Below are 23447 nucleotides of genomic sequence, written 5' to 3'. Positions count from 1 at the left end.
CTTTAGGTATCTCTAAACAACCAATATTGCCGATATTTTCGGCGGTATCTGAGTTTTTTTGCGACATTACATTGATGTGCATCAACGCATGTTTACAACTAAATGGTGAACCCGTTAAAATTTGGTGCGCATCCTTCAACCCTACATAAGGCACCCAATGAACAACGATAAACGCCCACTATATATTCCATATGCGGGTCCGGCTCTTTTAGCAACCCCTCTTTTGAACAAAGGCAGTGCATTCTCTGCTGAAGAACGTAGTTCATTCAACTTAGAAGGCTTGCTTCCAGAGTCTACCGAAACCATCCAAGAGCAGGTGGAACGTGCCTACCAGCAATACAAGAGTTTCGAAAGCGATATGGATAAGCACATTTATCTGCGTAATATCCAAGACACCAACGAAACACTGTATTACCGCCTAGTGCAAAACCACATTTCTGAGATGATGCCTATCATCTACACGCCAACTGTCGGCGCAGCATGTGAAAACTTCTCTAACATTTACCGTCGTGGTCGTGGCCTGTTCATTTCATACCCGAACCGTGACCGTATTGACGATTTGCTGAATAATGCAGCAAACCACAACGTTAAAGTGATTGTTGTGACAGATGGCGAACGTATCCTTGGCTTGGGTGACCAAGGTATCGGCGGCATGGGTATTCCTATTGGTAAACTGTCACTTTATACCGCGTGTGGTGGTATCAGCCCTGCTTACACGCTACCAATCGTGCTTGATGTGGGTACCAATAACCCGCAACGTTTAGCTGATCCGATGTACATGGGTTGGCGTCACCCTCGTATTACGGGTGCAGAATACGATGCATTTGTAGAAGAGTTTATTCAAGCAGTACAGCGCCGTTGGCCTGATGCCTTGATCCAGTTCGAAGACTTTGCTCAGAAAAATGCGATGCCTCTTCTTGAGCGTTACAAAGATCGCGTGTGCTGCTTCAATGATGATATTCAAGGCACGGCGGCCGTTACTGTTGGCTCTCTACTTGCAGCCTGTAAAGCAGCAGGTACTCAGCTGTCTAAACAGCGTATCACCTTCTTGGGCGCTGGCTCTGCTGGTTGCGGTATCGCAGAAGCGATCATCGCACAAATGGTATCGGAAGGGATTTCTGACGAGCAAGCTCGCTCACAAGTTTACATGGTTGACCGTTGGGGTCTGTTACAAGAAGGTATGCCTAACCTTCTTGATTTCCAGCAACGCTTGGTGCAGAAACATACCAATACGAAAGAGTGGGAAAATGAAGGAAATGGCTTCTCACTCCTCGACGTTATGCGTAACGCCAAACCAACGGTACTGATTGGTGTTTCTGGTGCTCCTGGCCTATTTAGCCAAGAAGTCATCGAAGAAATGCATAAACACTGTAAGCGTCCGATTGTCTTCCCACTATCGAACCCAACAAGCCGCGTAGAAGCAACACCTAACGACATCATTCGCTGGACAAATGGTGAAGCACTGGTTGCAACAGGTAGCCCATTTGAGCCTGTGGTTCATGAAGGTCGCACTTACCCGATTGCACAATGTAACAACAGCTACATCTTCCCAGGCATTGGCCTTGGTGTACTTGCTGTAAACGCAAAACGTGTCACCGACGAAATGCTAATGGAATCGAGCCGTGCGCTCGCAACATGCTCTCCTCTAGCGATCAACGGTCGTGGTGCACTACTTCCACCGTTGGAAGAGATTCACTCGGTATCGAAAAAAATCGCGTTTGCTGTTGGTAAGAAGGCAATCGAACAAGGTGTGGCATTAGAAATTACTGATGAAGCATTAAACGTAGCGATTGAGCAATCGTTCTGGCAGCCGGTTTACCGTCGCTACAAACGCACTGCGTTTTAAGCTTGAGACATTTCGTTTAATAATTAGCCCCTACCATGTAGGGGCTTTTAATTTTTTATCATCCTAACCAGATTTTGGCATAAATGGGCTTCTCTCTTTTTGTTTCTATCAGATATGATGAGAACTACATTTTTAGTTAAGGATATAAAACGTTTTGTTGTTTTCTCGCATAAGATCAAAGTGGAAGCTGAAATTTTCCTGGAAGCGACTTGCTTTGATTTTGTCGATCTCTGTACTTAGTCTGCTTGTTTCTGTTATTGCCATCGACCGGTGGGTGGTTTTACAAGCCAAAGAAAGCATTTTCACTGAATACGAACAAATACCTCAACATGAGGTTGCTGTGGTTCTCGGTACCAGTAAATACATCGGTAAGATCCTCAACACTTACTACACTCATCGCATTAATGCGGCGATTGAGCTTTACAACCAAGGCAAAGTAAAACAGTTTTTATTGAGTGGCGATAACGCCCATCGCTCCTACAACGAACCGTGGACGATGAAACGCGACTTACTTAAAGCCGGCGTGCCTGAGGAAGTGATTCACCTTGATTATGCTGGCTTTCGTACTCTAGATTCGATTGTGAGGGCGAAAAAGATTTTTGCTTCGGAGCGCTTTCTGATTGTGACTCAGCGCTTTCATTGTGAGCGAGCGCTGTTTATTGCCGATGCTTACAACATTGATGCGCAGTGTCTTGCGGTAGCAGGACCTACGACAAACAAACAAAAAACATCAATGCGTATTCGAGAGTTGCTCGCCCGTGTGAAAGCCTTTTTAGACCTCTACATTATTAATACGCAGCCCAAGTTTCTTGGTCCTCAAGAGCCTATCGTTGCAGTAAAAGAGCCTGAAAAAATCTCTAATGAGCCTCTGCAAGTTCCCGTCGAATAGAGTAACAACGCAGCTCACAAGGTTAATAACATTTCTATAAAACAAATGGGTAGTTTTCTACCCATTTCCAATTCTCAACATCACATTTTCTAATTTGCTCTACGATTCAGGCAAAACTCTTTTTTGCATTCCAAGTAACATTTAATCAATAAATAACTACAAGTCAGTTACTTTGCCATAAAAAAACCGACAAAAGGCAATGCAAAAGGAGCACTACCCATGACCGCACTCGCTGTGACATTGAAGAACTGGTTCTTCACTCGCAACAGCATGATTTTGAACGCGAATATCGTATTGTTCATTATCTTGTTTAATACCCTACCCTTTGAGCCACAAGTAGTAACCGGCCTAAGCATCTTAGTTTTTGTTGCTATTCTTTGGCTAACCGAAGCGATTCACGTCAGCATAACCGCGCTGCTTATACCATTACTTGCGGTATTTTTAGGCGTGTTTAACACTCAGACCGCGCTGAACAACTTCTCCAACTCCATCATCTTTCTATTCTTAGGTGGTTTTGCACTTGCTGCGGCTTTGCATAAACAGAAGTTAGACCAAGCTATTGCTGATAAAGTGCTGTTACTCGCACGAGGCAAAATGTCTGTCGCTGTATTCATGCTATTTGGTGTTAGTGCTGGCCTGTCGATGTGGATTTCAAACACCGCCACTGCCGCTATGATGCTGCCCCTTGTACTGGGTGTGATGACAAAGCTAGACGCGAAGAAAAATCACAATACCTTTTTGTTTGTTCTGCTCGGCATCGCTTACAGCGCTTCGATTGGTGGTATTGCAACGCTGGTTGGTAGCCCACCAAACGCCATTGCAGCAGCTGAAGTCGGCCTAAGTTTTACTGAGTGGATGAAGCTCGGTGTGCCTATCTCATTAGTACTAATGCCAATCGCTATTCTCGTTTTGTACACCATGACTAAGCCTGACCTTAGCCACAAGTTTGACCTTGACCATCAACCAGTCGAGTGGACAAACGGCAAAATGATTACGCTGGCGATTTTCTTACTGACGGTCACGTTGTGGATTTTCAGTAAGCCTATTAACGCTATGCTAGGTGGCTTCGCTAAGTTCGATACCCTTGTCGCAATAGGTGCGATCCTTCTGCTTGGGGCTTCTCGCGCTGTAGAGTGGAAAGATATTGAGAAAACAACCGACTGGGGTGTGTTAATCCTATTTGGTGGTGGCATCTGTTTGAGTAACGTCCTAAAAGCAACCGGTACAAGCGTATTTTTGGCTCATAGCTTGTCGGGCTTCCTTGAGCAAGCTGGTATCCTTCTGACGATTCTTGCTGTAGTTGCTTTTGTTGTCTTCTTGACTGAGTTTGCAAGTAACACCGCTAGTGCTGCACTACTGGTCCCTGTATTTGCAACCATCGCAGAGGCTTTAGGCATGTCTCCGGTCATTCTCTCTGCATTGATTGCCGTCGCCGCTTCTTGTGCATTTATGTTACCAGTTGCGACGCCTCCAAATGCGATTGTGTTCGGTACGGGTCATATCAAGCAAAAAGAAATGATGCGAATTGGCTTCGTCTTAAACATTGCCTGTATTGCTGCACTAACGCTTTTCGCTTGGTTGTTCTGGTAAAAAATAGCAAGTTCGATTAGCACTACACTGCTGCTCACGGTAATCATATCGATGACCTAAACTTCCCCCTAAGTGGTGTTCAGCAGTTTCCTCTTGGTGGCCAGTTGGCCACCTTTTTTTATTCCTTTGAGTGACGAATCGTTAGGCTTGCTTCTTTTCGCAGGCAAGCAAACCATAATGAACCTCGACCCGGTTACGACCATTGCGCTTCGCTTGATAGAGCACTTCATCTGCTCTCGCCATGGTTTCTGAGACGCGTTCATTTTGCATTTGGGCGACGCCAATGCTGCATGTTAATGATTCACCGTGTACCCACAAATGACTCTCCACATTTTTGCGAATCATTTCCGACTTCTTCACAGCTTGATCAATATTGGTGTCAGGGCAAAATACAACAAATTCTTCTCCCCCCAACGAACAAGTCGGTCATCTGGGTAGATGGAACTTGCCACCACCATGACAAATTCGCGCAATATGTCATCCCCCATTTGGTGCCCAAATTTGTCATTCACCTTCTTAAATTTATCCAAATCCATATAAAGGATACTGAATGTACTATGCCCCCAGCGAACTTGCCGTGATTGCTGCTCAAGCCAGTGCTGCACTGCGTGACGGTTCATCGCTCCCGTCAACGCATCGCGATGCGCCAACTCTGCAAACTCATAGTTTTGAGCTCGCAACGTACCATTCACCTTCTCTAAATGACGATGACGTTTTTTCGCTTTTTCATAAGCGACTCGATTTTTTCGTAATTCGTGCAGCGAAAATGCCAGTCCAAGCGCCATCCAAGAGAGTAAGAGCGCATACAGTAACGTTTCTTGTGCAAGGTAAGCGCCTTCAAACTCAATTTTATCAATCACAATTTTGTGCTCACCAAGTGCCGCACCAGATCCGGTCGCGATATCAATACGTGTGATGTTTGAAAATTCAGGTGCAGAGTGTTCAATCGCGACTTTGTTGTCTACTAACCACCACGTCATCACCTGTAAATTTTTAATCGGAATTTCGATGATGTCGTTTGAACCGGACGGAGAAAACTGCATGCCATTGTATTTAATCGTGTACTCGTCGTCTGGTTTGGAATACTCAGGGTTATAGTTGCGCAGATATAAACGCAAATCATGGCTCGGATTGGGCCCCACCCCCGCCTCTTCATATCTCACTTTCAATCGAATCGTATGGTAATTGGAAAGGTCAATCCCCTGTGTTGGCGTTGTGGAATCGGTATAAACAGAGATTCCGCAATAAGGCCAAGCATACGAGCTTTGCTTTAAGTCACAGCTGAGAACTAGGCTTTGCTTATCGTAAATAATATCAGCCTCACTCAAGCCACCTTCGCTGGCGTCTTTAGTCGCATAGATATTGAAATGTTCTGGTGTAATGGTCAGCTTTCGTGTATCGCCAAGAACACTATAAAGCGCAACCAAACTAATAGTGCAAATAGAGAGGGCAAAGATAAATTTATGGATCCACTTCATGGGCGAGTGACCTGCTCAGCTTATATACAACACAATGTACTCAATGATTTTTCGAACTTCAAACAAAGTCATTTATCAAGAAACAAAATTACTTTTAGTCTTCGTTCTTACTTTCGATACATGGTAACGTGTTTTGAACCGTTATCACGTTTTTAAATCTCTCAAAAATGCGGTTCACTTGTTATTTGCGAAGCATTTCACAGCCGTATTTCCTAACCCATGAAGGCCAGTGCATAACATTTCAGAGCGATACATTTCGCTTTAATGTGCCTGTCAACCCTGCATCTCATCACCACTTCGGATATACTGTGCAAAAACACAATAATGAGTAATGTCATGTCATTAATTGCAACTGGTACGCTAAATAAAATGCGTGCATCTCTGGACGGTGCTGTTAGTTACCGTCTACCTGTTGGTGAGGAAGAAATTGATCTATCGCCGTTTCTGGGTAAAACGCTCACACTAACTCACACGGGCAATATTTTTTGTTGCTCATGTGGTAAGAAAACGAAAAAGAGTTATTCGCAAGGCCATTGTTTTGTCTGTATGAAAAAGCTAGCAAGCTGCGATATGTGCATCATGAAGCCAGAGACTTGCCACTACGACCAAGGGACTTGTCGCGAGCCACAATGGGGCGAAGAGAACTGCATGGTGGATCACTTTGTCTACCTATCCAATACATCCAGCTTAAAAGTTGGTATCACTCGTCATACGCAAATCCCAACTCGTTGGATTGATCAAGGTGCGACTCAGGGTTTGCCAATTTTTAAGGTAAAAACTCGACATATCTCCGGATTAATTGAAGTTGAACTGGCGAAACACATCGCAGATAAAACCAATTGGCGCACACTGCTGAAAGGCGATGGTGAACCAATGGCACTGCAAGATCGTTTTGCTGAGCTATTACCTTTAGTCGAAGACAAGATTGCTGAGATAAAACAGCAATTCGGTGAAGATGCAATTGAAATATTAAGCGAAAGCATTACCGACCTTAGCTATCCGGTGCAACAGCACCCAACTAAGATCACCTCGCATAATTTCGATAAAAACCCGGTTGTTACTGGCACTTTGCAAGGCATCAAAGGTCAATACCTCATTTTTGACACTGGCGTGATCAACGTAAGAAAATTCACTTCCTATGAAGTGGAAGTAAGCGCCTAGTTTCGTATGTAGCTGGTTTATTGAAATAAAAACGAAAAAGCTCGAGTTTGACTCGAGCTTTTGTTTTTCTATCAGGAAGATATGATCAGTTACGCATCAAGGATGTTTTCTAGTACATCGAACAACATATCGACTTCTTCTATTGTGTTGTAATGCATGCAACCAATTCGTACTACACCACCCGACTCTTCTAGACCAAGTTGACGAACTAAACCCAGCGCATAAAAGTGGCCGTTCCAAACACAGATGTTGTGTTCACCCAGCGTTTTCGCGATGAATTCTGGAGAATATAGGTCGAATGTTAGCGCAAAAGTTGGTGTGCGGAGTTGGCTATCTTCTTTCGCAATGCCAAATAGATTGACACCATCTAGTGCACTCAGACGCTGTAAGAAACGCTCACTCAAGCGTTGCTCATGTTGTTCATACAATTGGTAACTTTGCTCCAATCGTTGACGAAGAGGTAAACCGGCTTCACCAAATTGAGCCAGATACTCAACCGCAGCAACGACACCAGCAAGACCTTCAAAACTTTGCGTCCCCGTTTCAAATCGGCCTGGGCCAATATTGGTTGCAGGCTCGACTTTGTACGGACGAATACTGTGCAGCCACTGATCGGCAATGTAAGCAATACCAACGTGCGGGCCGAAAAACTTGTAAGCAGAGCACGCTAAAAAGTCACAACCCAACGCTTGAACATCAACCAAGTGATGCGGCGCGTAATGAACGGCATCCACATAAACTTGTGCCCCGACGTTGTGCGCCATGCTTACTACTCGCTGCACATCCACGATAGAACCAGTCGTATTCGATGCATAGGTCACCGCTACAAGGCGCGTTTTATCAGAAAGAAGACTGCTTAAATGCTCCAAGTCCAACGTACAATCATCTTCGTTGATACGAACCTGATGAACCGTAACGCCTTGATCTTCTGCCGCTTGTTGCCAGCTGGACACATTCGAATAGTGGTCCAAAGCAGAAACAATGATCTCATCTCCCTCTTGCCAATCTCGGCTAATCGCACGACTAAGCTGAAAGGTTAACGATGTCATGTTCGCGCCGAAGACGATATTGCCAGATGACGGCGCGTTTAGCAGAGCTTGCGCTGACTCGCGTGCATTTTGCATCACGTCAACCGTCTTTTGGCTAGAAAAATAATGCCCGCCTAAGTTGGCGTTGAAACGACCTAAATATCCCACCATGCTGTCTAGCACTGATTGAGGTACCTGTGACCCGCCTGGACCATCAAAAAACGTCACAGGTTTGTCGTTATGGTATTGAGCGAGCGCCGGAAACTGCTCTCTGATCAGATTAAGATTGAAGTTCATTGCGCTTATCCGTAGCCGTGAGTACAAACACATCCATATGACCCGCTTCATCATCAATGACAGAACGGATTGGGCACGCATTGTGCCACAGTTTACTGTCTGCCAATATTGCAACCTCACCCGTTTCTAACACCTTACGGAAAAATGGGGCTTGGTTATGACTGCTGTACAGCATGATGTCACCACCAATGATGTTATGACGTCCTACGCCAACCATTGCAATGTGATCAAAACCGTCTTGGTGCACACCTTCAGGTGCCACTTGAGTTTCTTCTTCTAGCGCTGTGATTCGGATTTGGTGAATTTCTATTTCCTGGCCGTTAGGCAAATGATTCGCATTGACAAACAATTCGCACATTTCTCGGAAACCATCACTGGTGAGAATATCCTTCTCAATCGGCTCAAATTGTCTTACAACATCACCTTGGAATCGGTTGATATCAGACGATTGAACAAAGCTGTTTTTGTTTAAGTCAATGACTTTGCCGTTATCAAAACCAACCACAGAATAACGTCTTAGTCGATACTGACCATCTGCATGCTCGGTACGAGGCAGTTCTTCAAACGATGGGGAAAGCTGCTCAATTGCTGCCATGCTGAGCTGTGTTAAATGCAGAGTATTCTCACGTGAATGTAACATCATTGTCTCCTTTAATGAGGCACATTAATTAACATTTAATTTACACACTAGGTTACGCAAATATTCTGTAATTGCCAGCTTTTAACGTTGATAGCTTCAACAAAACAACAAAAACAACACAACAAACCAATCCAAAGCAAAAATACAGAACCATGTTTCAGTTTTGCGCTTTGGCGATATTTGAAACTAGACTTCTCTACTACGAATAGAATTTTATGCTAGAAGTCAACGTTCTTTATCAATCTTTAGTGGGTTCTAATCTATAACCAATTATTCGATCACAATCGTTGTTTATGCTTTTAAAGCACTAAGAATTTCCATACAATCGAGGGAAATGTTCAGCCCTTTTTGGAGCCATAATGAGCGACGTAAAACATTGTAAACTATTAATTCTTGGTTCTGGTCCAGCAGGATACACAGCTGCCGTCTACGCAGCGCGTGCCAACCTAAACCCTGTGCTTGTGACGGGAATGCAACAAGGTGGTCAGCTAACCACCACTACTGAAGTTGAAAACTGGCCCGGCGACGCTGAAGGTCTGACAGGTCCTGCATTGATGGATCGCATGAAAGAGCACGCCGAGCGTTTCGAAACTGAGATCGTGTTTGATCACATCAACGAAGTAGAACTATCACAACGCCCATTTCGTTTAAAAGGCGATTCTGGCGAGTACACATGTGACGCATTGATTATTTCTACGGGTGCATCAGCAAAATACCTTGGCCTTGAGTCTGAAGAAGCATTTAAAGGTCGCGGCGTTTCTGCTTGTGCAACCTGTGACGGTTTCTTCTACCGTAATCAGAAAGTTGCAGTTGTGGGCGGTGGTAACACTGCTGTTGAGGAAGCACTTTACCTATCTAACATTGCGTCAGAAGTTCACCTGATCCACCGCCGCGATTCATTCCGTGCAGAGAAGATCCTTGTGAAACGTCTGATGGATAAAGTTGAAAGCGGTAATATCGTTCTTCATACCGATCGAACTCTCGATGAAGTACTTGGCGACGACATGGGCGTAACTGGCGTTCGTATTAAAGACGTCAACACAGGTGCGACTGAAGACCTTGAAGTGATGGGTGCGTTTATTGCGATCGGCCACCAGCCAAACACACAAATCTTTGAAGGCCAAGTAGACATGAAAGATGGCTACATCATCGTTAAGTCTGGCCTAGAAGGCAACGCGACACAAACTAGCATTGAAGGTGTATTTGCAGCAGGCGACGTTATGGACCATAACTACCGTCAAGCTATCACATCTGCAGGTACAGGTTGTATGGCGGCATTAGATGCTGAGCGTTTCTTAGACTCACTTGGTGACAAATAACTTTTCACATTTGTGTCATATCCTTAAAGCCCAGCGGTATTCCCGCTGGGTTTTCTTTTGTATACTACCGCCTCATTAAAACAATTATCATTAAGCCTTCACGATGGATAAGAAAAAGCAAAGCAGCTTGAATAAGTGGCTTAAGCAACAAAGTAAGTTAGCCAAGCGCTGGCTTATGATTGCGATAGGCCTAGGCGTACTTTCAAGCGTGTTTTTATTGGCTCAAGCAGCCCTGCTCGCCTCCATTCTGCACCAGTTAATCATTGACCAAGTCGACAAAGCCGACCTCATTTGGCATTTTGTTGGGCTTGGTGGCACGGTTATCGGTCGAGCTGCTTGTACCTGGGGTCGAGAGCTTGCCGGTTACCGTTGCGGTGAGCAAATTCGAGTTTATATTCGCCAACTCATTTTAGATAAAGTTCATAAACTTGGGCCCGCTTACATCAAAGGCAAACCTGCCGGCAGCTGGGCGACGCTCATCTTAGAGCAGGTAGAAGATATGCAAGATTTCTTCTCTCGCTACTTGCCTCAGATGTCATTATCGGTATTAGTGCCTTTCATTATTTTGGTTGTCGTATTCCCAGTAAACTGGGCGGCAGGCTTGATCTTCCTCGTCACAGCACCACTAGTGCCTATTTTCATGGCACTGGTTGGGATGAAAGCCGCAGAAGCAAACCGTAAAAACTTTAAAGCGATGCAGCGTTTGTCCGGTCACTTTTATGACCGCTTGCAAGCAATGACGACAATTCGCTTATTCGATAGAACAAAATCTGAAACTGAAACTCTGAAGGGTGCTTCGGAAGTCTTTCGTACTCGTACCATGGACGTTCTGAAGATCGCGTTTCTATCTTCTGCGGTTTTAGAGTTTTTCACTTCCATTTCTATCGCAATTACCGCCGTCTACTTTGGCTTTAGTTATATCGGAGAGCTCGATTTCGGCTACTACGGCACAGGTGTTACGCTGTTTGCTGGCTTGTTCATTCTGATTCTTGCGCCAGAGTTTTATCAGCCATTACGTGATTTGGGCACGTTCTACCATGCTAAACAGCAAGCGGTTGGCGCAGCAGAAAGTATTGTCGAGTTTCTGGATTTGGAAGTCGATCAAATCAAAGATGGTACCCAAGCGTTAGATAAAAACAGCCCTATCCATATTGAAGCGGACGAGTTAACTATTTTTAGTCCGGAAGGTAAGCAGCTCGCAGGTCCCCTATCCTTCTCTCTTGAAGCCAACAAAAGTACGGCTTTAGTTGGACCAAGTGGCGCAGGTAAAACAAGCTTGGTAAACACCATCCTCGGTTTCATGCCTTATCAAGGTAGCTTGAAGATTAATGGTTGTGAATTGTCACAACTGGATCTAGCCACATGGCGAGAGGCCGTAAGCTGGATTGGTCAAAACCCAATGCTATTACATGGCAGCATTCGAGATAACGTCACGTTAGGCAAACACAACATTCAAGATGCAGACGTTCATTCTGTTTTGAATGACTCTCATGCTGCTGAATTTGTCGAAATGCATGGGTTGGATTACCCGATATCTGACCGCTCTGGTGGTTTATCTGTCGGCCAAGCCCAGCGTTTAGCGTTAGCTCGCGCTATGCTACAAAATGGTCGTTTTTGGTTATTAGATGAACCGACCGCAAGCTTAGATGCTCGTAGTGAAAAACTCGTCATGGAAGGCATTAACAAGTACGCACATGCCACAACGAATTTGATGATTACTCACCAGTTGGCACCTTTACAAAGCGTATCGCAAATTCTTGTTATGCAGGACGGCCAGATTGTTCAACGTGGTGATTACGACACACTGTCGACAGAAGATGGCTTATTTAAAGACATGTTGGAAGCGAACCTCGCACAACGTGAAACAGACAAGGGGAACTTAGATGCGTGATTTACTCCCTTATCTAAAACTCTATAAGAAACATTGGTTTGGTCTTTCTCTAGGTATGCTATTGGCATTTCTGACCTTAGCTGCATCTATTGGCTTATTAACGCTATCGGGTTGGTTTATTTCAGCCGCAGCGGTGGCAGGCTTGACGGTTGCTCGTGAGACCTTCAACTACATGTTACCAGGTGCCGGGGTACGCGGCGCTGCAATGGCTCGAACCGCAGGTCGATGGGGAGAACGTGTCGTCAGCCACAATGCGACGTTCAAGTTACTTACCGATCTACGTATCTTCTTCTTTAAGAAACTTGCACCACTGATTCCGGGTCGTGTCTCTACGATGCGTGATGCTGATCTGCTCAACCGCCTAGTGGCGGACGTTGACGCGATGGATCACGTTTATCTTCGACTTATCAGCCCTATCGTGATTGGCATTTTTGGCATATTGAGTTTAACGGCTGTCCTGGCGTTCTTTGATTGGCATCTCGCGCTGCTGCTTGGCTCGATTCTTACCGTCATGTTGTTTGTATGGCCAGTGTTGTTCTATAAACTTGGTAAAAGTAATGGCGAGAATCTCACTCATCATAAAGCGCAATTGCGAGTGGCGACTCTGGACTGGCTTCAAGGCTACAGCGAACTGAGTATCTTTGGAGCAGAAGAGCGTTATCGCAATCTCATTCTAGAGAAGCAAAAGCAGCTGCTGTCTAATCAGTTTGTGAACGCGAATTTAACGGGCATGGCTTCAGGCCTGCTTATGCTTGTGAACGGTCTTACACTGGTTGTGATGCTTTGGTTTGCTGCAGACGGCGTAGGAGGTCATGCTCCTGATCCTTGGATTGCGTTGTTTGCATTTGCAACGATGGCAAGTTTTGAAATTTTGATGCCTATTGCGGGCGCGTTCCAGTACCTGGGGCAAACGTTGACTTCTGCTCGTCGTTTAAATGAAGTAATTTTGGCTGAACCTGACGTTGTCTTCCCTGAGCAATCGAAACATAAAGGCACAACGTTAGACATTGAATTCGACAACATTGACTTCACTTACCCTGACGGTCAGCAAAAGGTGCTGAAAGACTTGTCACTCTCACTACCGTTGGGCACTAAAACAGCCATTGTAGGTCAAACAGGTTCAGGTAAATCAACACTCATTCAGCTTCTTTGTCGCTACTGGGATGTTAACCAAGGTGAAGTTCGAATCGGTGGTACAAAACTGCAAGATTGGAGCGAGTCTGACCTGCGAGAAGCAATGACAGTGGTCAGTCAACGCGTTGATGTACTGAATGGAACACTGCGTGACAACTTACTTATGGCCGCTCCAGAAGCAAGTGATGAGCGACTGTCTGAGATTCTTCAAAAAGTCGAACTTGGTGGCCTTCTTGAGGCTCCAGGGCTAGATGCTTGGTTAGGCGACGGTGGTCGTCAGTTATCTGGTGGAGAGAAACGCCGAATCGGTATCGCTCGCGCATTGCTACGTGATGCGCCAATCCTACTCTTGGATGAACCAACTGAAGGTCTCGATAAGCGTACGGAACAGAAAGTGATGGCGCTTTTCAATGAGCACTTTGCTAATAAGACAGTGATATTCATTACACACCGACTAATAGAGCTAGAAAGCATGGATAGCATCTGTTTGATGGAACAAGGTGAGATCATCGAACAAGGCGATCATCCAACGCTACTCGCTCAAAAAGGGCGTTACTACCAGCTATTACAGTCTCTATAATTCGATTTTCAGTGACGAGAAGGGCTCATCAAACGATGAGCCCTTTTGTTATTCCTGTATTGTTAATTGGCTAGTTAAGTACGTATAAAAGGCTGATTTACCGACCTGATTTTTTGAGATAAGCCGCCATTTCATCTTCCGGAACCATCCCTCCACCTGTTGCCCAAACAAGATGCGTTGCGTTTCTGAGTTTTTCTTCGTCAAATTGCATTCGAGACTGATAAGCATGATTATTCGAGACGTGCACTACCCCAACCATACCGGCTAATGCAGAAGGCTCTAGATTAATGCCTTCTAGTTCACTTAACTCACCCAAGTGGTGATACATACGAGCATCATCAATGGTGTAAAAGCCATCAATTAGCCTTTCCATCGCTCTACCGACAAAGCCCGACGCACGCCCTACTGCCAATCCATCAGCAGCGGTCATGTTGTCGATACCCAAATCTTGTACCGCAATCTCGTCATGCAAGCCGGTATGTACGCCCAACAACATGCACGGAGAGTGCGTTGGCTCTGCGAAAATACAATGAACATGCTCACCAAACGCGACTTTCAAACCAAATGCCACACCACCAGGCCCACCGCCAACACCACAGGGTAGATAAACAAAGAGCGGATGATGCTCATCAACCACGACTCCCAAGTCATCAAACTGCTGCTTAAGACGCTCACCCGCAACAGAGTAACCTAGAAACAACGTCTGCGAGTTTTCATCATCAATAAAGAAGCAGTTAGGATCTTGCTCAGCTTCTTTACGACCTTGCTCAACAGCAACACCATAGTCTTGCTGGTACTCCACCACTTTGACGCCATGTGATCGGAGCTTATTTTTCTTCCACTCCCGCGCATCAGAAGACATGTGAACCGAGACTGAAAAACCAAGCTTTGCACTCATGATGCCAATGGACATACCGAGGTTACCCGTTGACCCAACAGCAATACTGTACTGCTTAAAAAACTGCCGAAACTCATTGCTGAACAATTTGCTGTAATCATCGGTTTCGCAGAGTAAGCCAGCTTCAAACGCCAACTTTTCGGCATGGGTGAGCACTTCATAAATGCCACCTCTCGCTTTGATAGAACCAGAAATTGGCAGATGACTGTCTTTTTTGAGCATTAAACGACCCAATATTGGCGTGTCGTATTGCTGCTCCAAACGCACTTTCATCTTGGGAACATCCACCACAGAAGACTCAATGATGCCATGCGAAGCTTCCGTTTCGGGAAACGCTTTCATCAAATAAGGCGCAAATCGTGCTAGCCGTTCACTCGCAGCTTGAATATCTTTCTCATCTAGCCCCACATAGGGCAAACCTTCTGCTAAAGAGGTTATGTTTGGGTTAAACCAGCAAACCTCCTTAAGATCGATAAGTGGCGCCAAGAGTGGGAACTGCTTGATCAGCGCTTCAATATTCGCCTTGGTCATTTTACCTTCCTGGAGTGATGTGAGTTGAGATAAACAAAAGCGCCGCAATTGCGACGCTTTCATGAATAACAGTGAATTTGATTTTATGCGTAGTTTTTCTCAAACTCTTGCATAAAATCGATTAACGCTTGTACACCTTCTAGCGGCATGGCGTTATAAATGGAAGCTCGCATACCACCAACGGCTCGGTGCCCTTTTAGTGATTTCAGCCCTTTGGCATCGGCTAGTTCAAGGAAGGTTGCATCCAGTTCAGGTTTCGCAAGCTGGAATGGCACATTCATCAAAGAACGGTTTGCTGAGTGCACGCCATTACGGTAGAAATCAGACTGATCGATGTAATCATACAGTAGTGCGGCTTTAGCGCGGTTCACTTGCTCGATCGCTTTTACCCCACCCTGCGCCTTCAACCATTTGAAAACAAGACCAGACAGGTACCATGCAAAGGTTGGTGGCGTGTTGAACATTGATTCTTTCTCAGCCAGAACAGTGTAATCCAAGATACTTGGCAGTACCTGCTTCGCCATACCTAACAAGTCATCGCGCACGATAGCGATAGCGATGCCTGAAGGACCAATGTTTTTCTGAGCGCCCGCATAAATCACACCGTATTTCGATACATCAATCTCACGAGAAAGAATCGTCGAAGACATGTCAGCAACGATTGGTTTGTCGGTGACAGGAAGATCGTTAATCTCGATACCGTCAATGGTTTCATTTGGACAGAAATGCACGTAAGCCGCTTCTGGAGCAATTTTCCATTCGTTTGCAGGTAGAACGGCTACTTTTCCGTCGATTTCTGTTTTTGCATCAAATACGTCTGGCTCGCAGTATTTCTTCGCTTCAGCTACCGCACTTTCAGCCCAATAACCGCCGTCGATGTAAGTTGCCGTCTCGGCATCACCAAGTAAGTTTAGAGGAACAGCAGCAAACTGAGCACGAGCACCACCTTGGCAGAACAGCACTTTATAGTTGTCCGGAATATTCAGAAGATCACGTAAATCCTGCTCGGCTTCTTCTGCAACTTTGATGAACTCTTTGCTTCGATGGCTGATTTCCATGACCGAAGTACCAAGGCCTTGCCAATCGATTAGTTCCTGTTGTGCTTGCTGCATAACTGCTTTAGGCAGACCTGCTGGCCCTGCACTGAAGTTAAATACGTTGTCCGTATTTTGTTCCATGATGCTCATTGCTCCTGCTATGTAAATATTACGAAATTAATATCACGTTTTCGCAGCGATAAAAACAAGAAAAGAGGTCTTACGACCTCTTTTTAAAGACTAAGCGTTAAATTGGATTAATTCCGCAACAATACTTGGCTACTGTTGTTGCATCAAGGCGGGCATAAGTAGCGCCACTAATGGGAACTCATGTCCATTTTCGAACTTCAATTTACCGTCACCGATTTCTGCTTTGAGTTGATAACCGCCCTCGACTTTCTCGATCAACTCCATGATGAGCAGCTCATCGATTCCTTCTTGAATAAATGGGTAGTGCGTCACTAATTCGTCAGAGAAGTAAGTACTGAGCTCACCAGTAGTCGCCGTCATCAACTTCATTGGGTCTTGAGTAATGTGGTCAGTACCTTCAGGAATGGATAATTGCCACTCGTTATGGAACTTACCGTCACCAAACGCAAGTGAAAGCTCATTCACGGATAAATCAAAACCTTTGCTAAACAGCGTGTCAACATGCGGCAATAAGCTCGCAATTTCCTGCTCGTCTAACATTGGAGAGCTTTGATAGATAGACATAATTTGGTCAAATGACTGGCTATCCACATCTGCAATTGAGAAATCCAACTTAAAGTTATCGACATCCGTACCATCAGTTAAACGCAGTTTCTTAGCATCTAGGTTCAGCTGACTGTTCAGCTTATCACCAGACTCATTCATCGTAGTGTTGCCACGGTAACTCGCATTCTCAATCAAAAAGACAGGCGTTAAGTTCGAATCAACCACATCCAGCTTCTCTAGAGAAAAAGATTGCTCACCCAGCCAATAGCCTTTTGCTTGCTTACCTTTACCCTGACCTGTCAATGCATTCAGATGAAGCTCTTCACCGTTTTCAAAATCCACTTGAACAGAAGGAACAGAAACTTGGTAATTGAGATCACCCAATACCGTCACATCCCCTGTCACTTTTGCAGGGCTTGTAGAAACAGAAACACCTTGCGCTTCGTTACGATAATGCCAACTGTCTAGGTCAAGGGTGAATGCCGTATTGCCATTTAGTTGAGTCTGACTATGCATCGTGAGAGGCAAAAAGTCATTGTCCACCAATTTTGAATCTGCTGTTAGGCTTGTTAGACCGTGGCTAACATCACTGGTTACGTCAAACGTCGTTGGCATACCATCACGCTCTAGCTGCGTTTTAAGCTCAGGGTCAACAACTGAATAACGAGTCAGCACGACTGAAGACAAATAGCCACGCTGATACTCGACCACTTCGCCTTTAATCATTTCATCATTCATATTGGTAATACCATCTTCAATGATGGACTGACCAATTTGTCCGACAGCCAATGGCCAACACAGCGCTAATGAGATAGCACCACCAATGGCGCCGATTTTTTTAAGATTTTGCATAACGTCACTTATTAGGTATTTTCGGTCAGTCTACCCCAAACCACCTGCGGAGAAAACATTGAGACAAATCAGACTATTGATGCTTATTCTAGTCCATTAATCAGGAATCATACTTGGCTCCCACTCATCATGTCCTTTTATTGTTAAAGTTTGCGTGGCGAAGTTTTAACCGGAGCTAAAACATCTGTGAATCGTTATGCTGTGTTGTGTCTCGACAACAACCCAATCAGTGCTGAACAGTTTCGATTGGAGCTGTCTGCCTTCTCAAGTAAGTTTGATATTTTTTCTGTCGAATCGATAGAAGAGGCTCAAAGCGCTTTAGAGTATCTGGAAGAAAGAGAACAGACTGTTGCTTTAGTCATAGCGAGCCATCACGCTCATTTTAATGGCGTGGATTTTCTTATTGGTTTAGACCGGATGCCGCATACCGAGCAAGCAAGAAAAATTCTTATTAGCTGCTCGTCTGATATAGAGGCAATTCTCACTGCCGTTAATGAGGGCAGGCTCGACCACTGCCTCACTAAACCTTTGCCAGATCACGTCTTATTTAACACAGTGCAAAAAGAGCTGACCCAATTTATATTGCGAAACGGTAAAGAAGACCTGCTAAGTTACAGTCAGATATTGGATCATCACAGCTTGTTGCGAGCGCACATCAATAATCAGATGAGCCATTATCAAGCGGGCTTTTTACACGACTACCACTCGATGTCTGATGCCGAGTTAGCCGAGCAAGTGATCTCCGCTCTCCAGCAGTTTTTCAAAGATAACGACGAAACAAGAGCGTGCCGTACATACTCACCTGAACACTTATTAACCGTGGAAGGCGAGCCAAATAGCTTTTTGTGGTTTATTACCGATGGTGAAGTGGCTCTGTACAAGCGCGATGAACAAGGCATGCAGCGAGAGGTTGTACGCCATAACAAAGGTAATATTGTCGGAGGCATGTCGTTTGTTACTGGGGAATGTTCTTTCTCGACAGCCCTAACGCTGACAAAGACAGAGGTCATCAAACTCGATCGCAACGTATTCAATAAAGTGATGCAAAGCGACTCAAACTTGCTGCCTCTTTTTACAAACTTGCTTTTACGCCACTTCAACCGCCGATTACAAAGAAGCATCAACACAAAGCTGCAACTTCAAAAAACGCTCGAATCGCTGGAGTCTGCCCACCAGCAACTCATTGAAAGAGAAAAAATGGCGATGCTCGGCCAGTTGGTTGCGGGCGTGGCGCATGAACTAAATAATCCGATAGCAGCGATATTGAGGGGCGTAGAGAATTTAACGCATACGCTTGCACGATTACTTAACGAAGTACCCAGTTCCGATATACAAATCAAAGGCATTGAGTTACTGAGCAAAGCTCAAACCGCAAAACCCGCTTCAACCGCAGAGCTCAGATCACGCGTTAAAGCACTTAATCATGCCCTTCCAGACCGAACACTGGCTAAGAAAGTGGTGAACCTTGGGCTAGAGTCAGATCACGAGTTACTCACTCAACTAACGAAAAAACAGCAAGTGTCTTCTCATGTTCTCGATACTCTTGAGCAATACCACAAAGCAGGTTCCACTCTTCGCTCGATTAACGTCTGTGCTGCGCGAATTGCAGATATGGTGAAAAGCCTTAAAGGTTACGCACGCTCAGATGATGAGACCCAGCACTATGCTGATATTCATGAAGGTATTGAAGATACCTTGGTGATCTTCGAAAACAAACTAAAAATACATCAGGTTTCCACTGATTATGCGGATTTACCTCCTATCCTTTGTCAACCAATCGCACTCCAACAGGTATGGACGAATTTGGTCTCTAACGCCATTGATGCATTTCCGGAAAAAGGCGTTTTAAAAATACAAACACGTCTTACAGAAAAAGATCATACACATTACGCCGTTATCTCGTTTGAAGATAATGGGTGTGGCATTCCTGAATCGCAAAGAGAAGCCATTTTCGAGCTCAACTTCACGACGAAAAAAGAAGGCAACTTTGGTTTAGGCATTGGGCTGTCCATCTGCCAGCAAATCGTGACAGCACATAAGGGATGGATTGACGTCGAATCAGAACTCGACAAGTTCACACGAATGACAGTCTGGTTACCAGTCATCGAAAAAGGAGATGAAATATGACCAAGTATTTAATTTTATGTGTCGATGACGAACGAGAAGTCTTGGATAGCGTACTCCAGGATCTCGCTCCCTTTGAGGAACATTTTATTGTCGAGGGAGCGGAATCAGTCACTGAAGCAAGGCAAGTGATCGAGGAGATGGCGGAAGAGGAAGTTCAGCTTGCGCTCATTTTATGCGACCACATTATGCCGGAGCAAACTGGGATTAGCTTCTTAATCGAACTCAGTCAAAATGGTGACACAAAAGCGGCCCGCAAAGTCTTACTTACAGGACAAGCCGGCTTAGAAGACACCGTTGAGGCCGTCAATAACGCAAGTCTGGACTATTACATAGCCAAACCATGGAGAGGTGAAGAGTTGAGAAAAGCAATCGTGTCTCAGCTTACTGCTTTTATGATTGCAAATGATGATAACTTATTATCTTGGACTCAAGTCCTTGATTCTGAGGCGATCCTCAATGCCATGGCTGAACGCAGAGCAAGCTTCGGCGAGTAATATGCGTGGCTCTAGCTTGAATGTCACCAAAGCCAGCTGATCCACGTTATTTCGCGCAATAGCGCGAGTATGGAAAAGCATCACTATTTATCCGATTGATGCTCTTAGACGTTATGTATATGGCGTAGTTTTTGCTTAAACCAACTAACTATTAAGTTAATTGACAAAACATCGACACATTTTTGTTGGTCGTGGACCTTCCTTTTTATTATGATGTCGGACAAATCAGATTACGGTTCAAGTGGTTACTTGAATCCATGGAAATAATGAACAAGGTTTATCGTTAGTTATGCGTAAAACACTATTAGCCGCTGCCTTACTAGTGGCATCAAGCCATGCCCTAGCCGCAAACGACCGCAATGCGCCAGCAACTATGAGCAACTTTAGCTACGACTATTTCGAAGCACGTATTGGCGCAAGTCCTGTGACATTTGGTGCTGGATTCAGCAAATCAATTCACCCTAACGCACATGTTATTGCTCGTATCGACTCTGAGTTTGAAAGTGATTTTGACTCAGCCGCTGGTTTTGGCTTTCATTCGCCACTAAACAACTGGGCTGACCTTACAGGTGAAATGCTAATGCGCGTTGTACAACCTTCAAGCGATAGCAGCACTGACGTAGGTATGGAACTGAACTTAGGTGTTCGTCAATGGTTAGGTCCTCAATTAGAAGTAGGCGGCAAAGTCGGCTACGTATCTATTGATAACGATGACGACTGGACCGGTGCAGCATACGCTCGTTTCCACTCAACTGAGCTTTTCTCTCTAGGTGCTGAAGCGCGTATCAACGACTTTTATGGTGATCAGGTAATGTTCACCACGCGTTTTAAGTTTTAAGATTTGTGCTTTAAGAAAAGAGCAAATTAAAAAACAAAAACCGAGGCCCATGCCTCGGTTTTTTTGTCTAATCTAATGACTAACTCAATGAAGTGGTCAAAAACTTCAATGTCCTTTTTCCGCTTTCAACACTTGCCTTTACGACCCGCTAACTCCATCAAAACGAGTCAATCATCGTGCGTTTAGCTTGCTTACTCACACAGCGCCAATAACTGCTTTTTACGCGGCTCTTGAATCAGTTTCCAATGAACACCGTCAGTTGCACCAGCGAATTTCCAAAGCAACTTAACATCAACGTCATTGCCATAAGCCACTTTAACTTTGTTGAAGACTTTTACAGGTCCAAGTTCTAAAAAGGTTTCTACGTCATCAACACCTGCTTTCTTGACCATTCGCTCAAGAGTTAACTGCATATTTGGCAGATCTCTCAAACGTCTACTGGCAGAAGACTTTTGATATTTTCGTTCCTTAATTGAGTATTCAATTGATTTTTGTACCAGTTCATCGAGCCCTGCATATCCGGATTCAAATAAATCTGTTACGTCATAATAATTTACGGTTGCCGTCGTCTGTTTTTTGACGTGCTTATATTTTTCGCAATTCAGTTGAGTAAATACTTCGTCCAATCCATTACCACCACGTAAGTAGCAGCAATCATTGCTAACAAGCGCAAACATAGCGTCATCGGTGAATAAACCGATACCACCGAACATAGAACGTTTTTGATACTCACTAAAGTTGCGTACATATTTAAAAAAGCTTGGTCTGTCATGTCCATTGACCTCTTTAATCTGAATAAATTACCCCGATTAGCGATGTCACCAGATAAACAGCAGCTTATAGCGAATTATAAATGTCGATTTGTTGGCGATATTTTTGTGAGTTGTGCTCACCAACTTGCTTAATCATACTTAACGTTGAAAAATAAGTTAGGACATAGGTCACATATAAAAAAGTATATATTCTGCATACGTGATTAGTTTCACACTTATTATTCATGTGGTGATATTTTTTTGACGCACGGCATGCCCAAAACACGCCATCATTATGATCTCGCTGGCAATTACGAGCACGTGATACGCATTTAATTGATAAAGAATACGCTGTAAGGGTACACTGTACGAAAGATCTCAAGTACAGCGTCACAATGGAACATTTATCATTTTTTTGGCTGCCAAATAATAAAGATAAGCTTATAAACGCACTGGAATCCGAGTTTGCTCAGCTGGTAGAACAGTCCATCTCAACGGGTAAGATTTCATTACCCCCTATTCCTGATGTCGTGCTTAAAATTCAGCAGTTATGTGTCGAAGAACACACCACTATTTCAGATGTTGCTAACTGTTTGTTAGAAGATCCCGGCTTGGCGGCGGTCGTTCTGCGAGTAGCAAACTCTGTAATTTTCAATCGCAGAAACATTACCTGCAACGACTTAACTACCGCGGTATCTCGCCTTGGTATACTGCGCGTGCGTGATATTGTTACCGCACAAGCGATTGAACAACTTAAACATTCAGTAAATTTAACCAAAGAATGTAATGCCATCTTGGTGAAAAGTGCAGCGGTATCCCGAGAACTCGGTGCCGTCATGGTGATATTGGTTCAATCGTTTCGTAAACACGAGCCAGGTACTTATGGGCACTTGGAGCAAGAAAAGGCATTGCTGGTTGGTCTGCTAGCCGATATCGGTTTGTTTTGTCTAATTAACGAGTACCACCTGTACTTAGATAGAGGCAATTACCTAGATCCTGAAATTGCGTTGCAAATCTTCCAAACTCGTTGTTCAGCAACAAGCAAACTGGTGCTCGAGCGCTGGGGATTTGACAATGACTTTAGAGAGGTCTCCTCAAACGAGAAGTACGAGCAAACGCGACCGGAAGTGAGTTATTTAGACATTGCAAGAATCGCGCATCACCTATTGATGTTCCGCAATCATGATGAACGCATTGATGAACACGAAGTTGAATTCAACTTAACAGGTGCAGAGGTCTTGTATGAACTCAGCAATATGAGTGATACTGACTTCAATGACCAAATACGTGCAGTGCTAAGTGCTAGCGGCTTGTAATTTATCGTTTTCTCACACCTAATTCGCGATAAACGATTCGCTCAAGGCTGAGC

The 23447-nt window shown here is 44.6% G+C and carries 16 protein-coding genes and 2 pseudogenes; 11 read left to right on the top strand and 7 right to left on the bottom strand.

The window, feature by feature from the left end; all coding sequences use genetic code 11:
• Positions 1-157 precede the first annotated feature (157 nt).
• The 3 genes from P4S59_RS06510 (at position 158) to P4S59_RS06500 (ending at position 4325) form a co-directional block, all read left to right on the top strand.
• On the top strand, positions 158-1846 hold the full coding sequence (locus P4S59_RS06510; RefSeq protein ID WP_005395857.1) for an NAD-dependent malic enzyme: 1689 nt from the start codon (positions 158-160) through the stop codon (positions 1844-1846).
• A 154-nt stretch (positions 1847-2000) separates the two neighbouring features.
• Positions 2001-2735: a SanA/YdcF family protein gene (locus P4S59_RS06505; RefSeq protein WP_031780501.1), complete on the top strand. Its 735-nt coding sequence runs from the start codon at positions 2001-2003 to the stop codon at positions 2733-2735.
• Positions 2736-2954: 219 nt separating this feature from the next.
• Entirely contained in the window at positions 2955-4325 is a 1371-nt protein-coding gene (locus tag P4S59_RS06500; RefSeq protein WP_005395853.1) for an SLC13 family permease, read from the top strand.
• Between the two features lie 141 nt (positions 4326-4466).
• On the opposite strand, the pseudogene P4S59_RS06495 reads toward P4S59_RS06500, so the two are convergent.
• A pseudogene (locus P4S59_RS06495) lies at positions 4467-5803 on the bottom strand (GGDEF domain-containing protein).
• A 336-nt stretch (positions 5804-6139) separates the two neighbouring features.
• Here P4S59_RS06495 and P4S59_RS06490 point away from each other — a divergent pair.
• Positions 6140-6964 carry a DUF2797 domain-containing protein gene (locus tag P4S59_RS06490; protein WP_005393189.1) on the top strand — a complete coding sequence of 275 codons (825 nt, stop codon included), beginning with the start codon at positions 6140-6142 and terminating at the stop codon, positions 6962-6964.
• 89 nt (positions 6965-7053) lie between these two features.
• Here the strand turns inward: P4S59_RS06490 and P4S59_RS06485 are convergent, their stop codons facing one another.
• Together P4S59_RS06485 and P4S59_RS06480 are read right to left on the bottom strand one after the other, a co-directional pair.
• Positions 7054-8289, bottom strand: coding sequence for a cysteine desulfurase-like protein (locus P4S59_RS06485; protein ID WP_074191155.1), 1236 nt, complete (start codon positions 8287-8289; stop codon positions 7054-7056).
• Positions 8273-8929 carry a 2OG-Fe dioxygenase family protein gene (locus P4S59_RS06480; RefSeq protein WP_005393193.1) on the bottom strand — a complete coding sequence of 219 codons (657 nt, stop codon included), beginning with the start codon at positions 8927-8929 and terminating at the stop codon, positions 8273-8275. The genes P4S59_RS06485 and P4S59_RS06480 overlap by 17 nt, the downstream gene beginning before the upstream one ends.
• 359 nt (positions 8930-9288) lie before the next feature.
• Between P4S59_RS06480 and trxB the strand changes: the two genes are divergently transcribed.
• From trxB to cydC, 3 genes are all read left to right on the top strand, one after another.
• The gene (gene trxB / locus P4S59_RS06475; RefSeq protein ID WP_005393195.1) at positions 9289-10248 is read left to right on the top strand and encodes a thioredoxin-disulfide reductase; all 960 of its coding nucleotides are present in this window, start codon (positions 9289-9291) and stop codon (positions 10246-10248) included.
• A gap of 103 nt (positions 10249-10351) precedes the next feature.
• Positions 10352-12139 (top strand): heme ABC transporter permease/ATP-binding protein CydD, encoded by a 1788-nt coding sequence (cydD, locus tag P4S59_RS06470; RefSeq protein WP_170902127.1) that lies wholly within the window; start codon positions 10352-10354, stop codon positions 12137-12139.
• Entirely contained in the window at positions 12132-13853 is a 1722-nt protein-coding gene (cydC, locus tag P4S59_RS06465; protein WP_337168112.1) for a heme ABC transporter ATP-binding protein/permease CydC, read from the top strand. Before cydD ends, cydC begins: the two co-directional genes overlap by 8 nt.
• Before the next feature lie 97 nt (positions 13854-13950).
• Here cydC and P4S59_RS06460 read toward each other — a convergent pair whose 3' ends face one another.
• The 3 genes from P4S59_RS06460 to P4S59_RS06450 all read right to left on the bottom strand — a co-directional run bounded on the left by P4S59_RS06460 (position 13951) and on the right by P4S59_RS06450 (position 17867).
• Complete coding sequence (locus tag P4S59_RS06460; RefSeq protein WP_256894912.1) at positions 13951-15282, bottom strand: D-serine ammonia-lyase; 1332 nt, start codon at positions 15280-15282, stop codon at positions 13951-13953.
• Positions 15283-15365: 83 nt separating this feature from the next.
• Positions 15366-16460, bottom strand: coding sequence for a 3-phosphoserine/phosphohydroxythreonine transaminase (serC, locus tag P4S59_RS06455; protein ID WP_317342934.1), 1095 nt, complete (start codon positions 16458-16460; stop codon positions 15366-15368).
• Positions 16461-16598: 138 nt separating this feature from the next.
• Positions 16599-17867 (bottom strand): DUF945 family protein, encoded by a 1269-nt coding sequence (locus tag P4S59_RS06450; RefSeq protein ID WP_006742618.1) that lies wholly within the window; start codon positions 17865-17867, stop codon positions 16599-16601.
• Between the two features lie 186 nt (positions 17868-18053).
• Between P4S59_RS06450 and P4S59_RS06445 the strand changes: the two genes are divergently transcribed.
• From P4S59_RS06445 to P4S59_RS06435, 3 genes are all read left to right on the top strand, one after another.
• Positions 18054-19994 (top strand): ATP-binding protein, encoded by a 1941-nt coding sequence (locus P4S59_RS06445; RefSeq protein WP_337168111.1) that lies wholly within the window; start codon positions 18054-18056, stop codon positions 19992-19994.
• Positions 19991-20488 carry a response regulator gene (locus P4S59_RS06440; RefSeq protein WP_012841921.1) on the top strand — a complete coding sequence of 166 codons (498 nt, stop codon included), beginning with the start codon at positions 19991-19993 and terminating at the stop codon, positions 20486-20488. Before P4S59_RS06445 ends, P4S59_RS06440 begins: the two co-directional genes overlap by 4 nt.
• Positions 20489-20777: 289 nt before the next feature.
• The gene (locus P4S59_RS06435) at positions 20778-21326 is read left to right on the top strand and encodes a hypothetical protein (protein WP_005393208.1); all 549 of its coding nucleotides are present in this window, start codon (positions 20778-20780) and stop codon (positions 21324-21326) included.
• A gap of 191 nt (positions 21327-21517) precedes the next feature.
• Here P4S59_RS06435 and P4S59_RS06430 read toward each other — a convergent pair.
• A pseudogene (locus P4S59_RS06430) lies at positions 21518-22104 on the bottom strand (TfoX/Sxy family DNA transformation protein).
• Between the two features lie 369 nt (positions 22105-22473).
• Here P4S59_RS06430 and P4S59_RS06425 point away from each other — a divergent pair.
• Complete coding sequence (locus P4S59_RS06425) at positions 22474-23394, top strand: HDOD domain-containing protein (protein WP_048626253.1); 921 nt, start codon at positions 22474-22476, stop codon at positions 23392-23394.
• The last annotated feature ends 53 nt before the right edge of the window (positions 23395-23447 follow it).

Origin of the sequence: Vibrio sp. M60_M70 (assembly GCF_037162085.1) — a bacterium.
GTDB lineage: Bacteria > Pseudomonadota > Gammaproteobacteria > Enterobacterales > Vibrionaceae > Vibrio > Vibrio diabolicus.
This window is presented reverse-complemented; position numbering and strand designations above follow the sequence as displayed.

What these genes read in the sequence shown, in the direction of transcription:
- P4S59_RS06435 (WP_005393208.1), top strand. Translation starts at nt 20,778, where the DNA reads ATGCGTAAAACACTATTAGCCGCTGCCTTACTAGTGGCATCAAGCCAT.
- P4S59_RS06510 (WP_005395857.1), top strand. Translation starts at nt 158, where the DNA reads ATGAACAACGATAAACGCCCACTATATATTCCATATGCGGGTCCGGCT.
- P4S59_RS06485 (WP_074191155.1), bottom strand. Translation starts at nt 8,289, where the DNA reads ATGAACTTCAATCTTAATCTGATCAGAGAGCAGTTTCCGGCGCTCGCT.
- cydD (WP_170902127.1), top strand. Translation starts at nt 10,352, where the DNA reads ATGGATAAGAAAAAGCAAAGCAGCTTGAATAAGTGGCTTAAGCAACAA.
- P4S59_RS06425 (WP_048626253.1), top strand. Translation starts at nt 22,474, where the DNA reads ATGGAACATTTATCATTTTTTTGGCTGCCAAATAATAAAGATAAGCTT.
- trxB (WP_005393195.1), top strand. Translation starts at nt 9,289, where the DNA reads ATGAGCGACGTAAAACATTGTAAACTATTAATTCTTGGTTCTGGTCCA.
- P4S59_RS06480 (WP_005393193.1), bottom strand. Translation starts at nt 8,929, where the DNA reads ATGTTACATTCACGTGAGAATACTCTGCATTTAACACAGCTCAGCATG.
- serC (WP_317342934.1), bottom strand. Translation starts at nt 16,460, where the DNA reads ATGGAACAAAATACGGACAACGTATTTAACTTCAGTGCAGGGCCAGCA.
- P4S59_RS06460 (WP_256894912.1), bottom strand. Translation starts at nt 15,282, where the DNA reads ATGACCAAGGCGAATATTGAAGCGCTGATCAAGCAGTTCCCACTCTTG.
- P4S59_RS06440 (WP_012841921.1), top strand. Translation starts at nt 19,991, where the DNA reads ATGACCAAGTATTTAATTTTATGTGTCGATGACGAACGAGAAGTCTTG.
- P4S59_RS06450 (WP_006742618.1), bottom strand. Translation starts at nt 17,867, where the DNA reads ATGCAAAATCTTAAAAAAATCGGCGCCATTGGTGGTGCTATCTCATTA.
- cydC (WP_337168112.1), top strand. Translation starts at nt 12,132, where the DNA reads ATGCGTGATTTACTCCCTTATCTAAAACTCTATAAGAAACATTGGTTT.
- P4S59_RS06490 (WP_005393189.1), top strand. Translation starts at nt 6,140, where the DNA reads ATGTCATTAATTGCAACTGGTACGCTAAATAAAATGCGTGCATCTCTG.
- P4S59_RS06500 (WP_005395853.1), top strand. Translation starts at nt 2,955, where the DNA reads ATGACCGCACTCGCTGTGACATTGAAGAACTGGTTCTTCACTCGCAAC.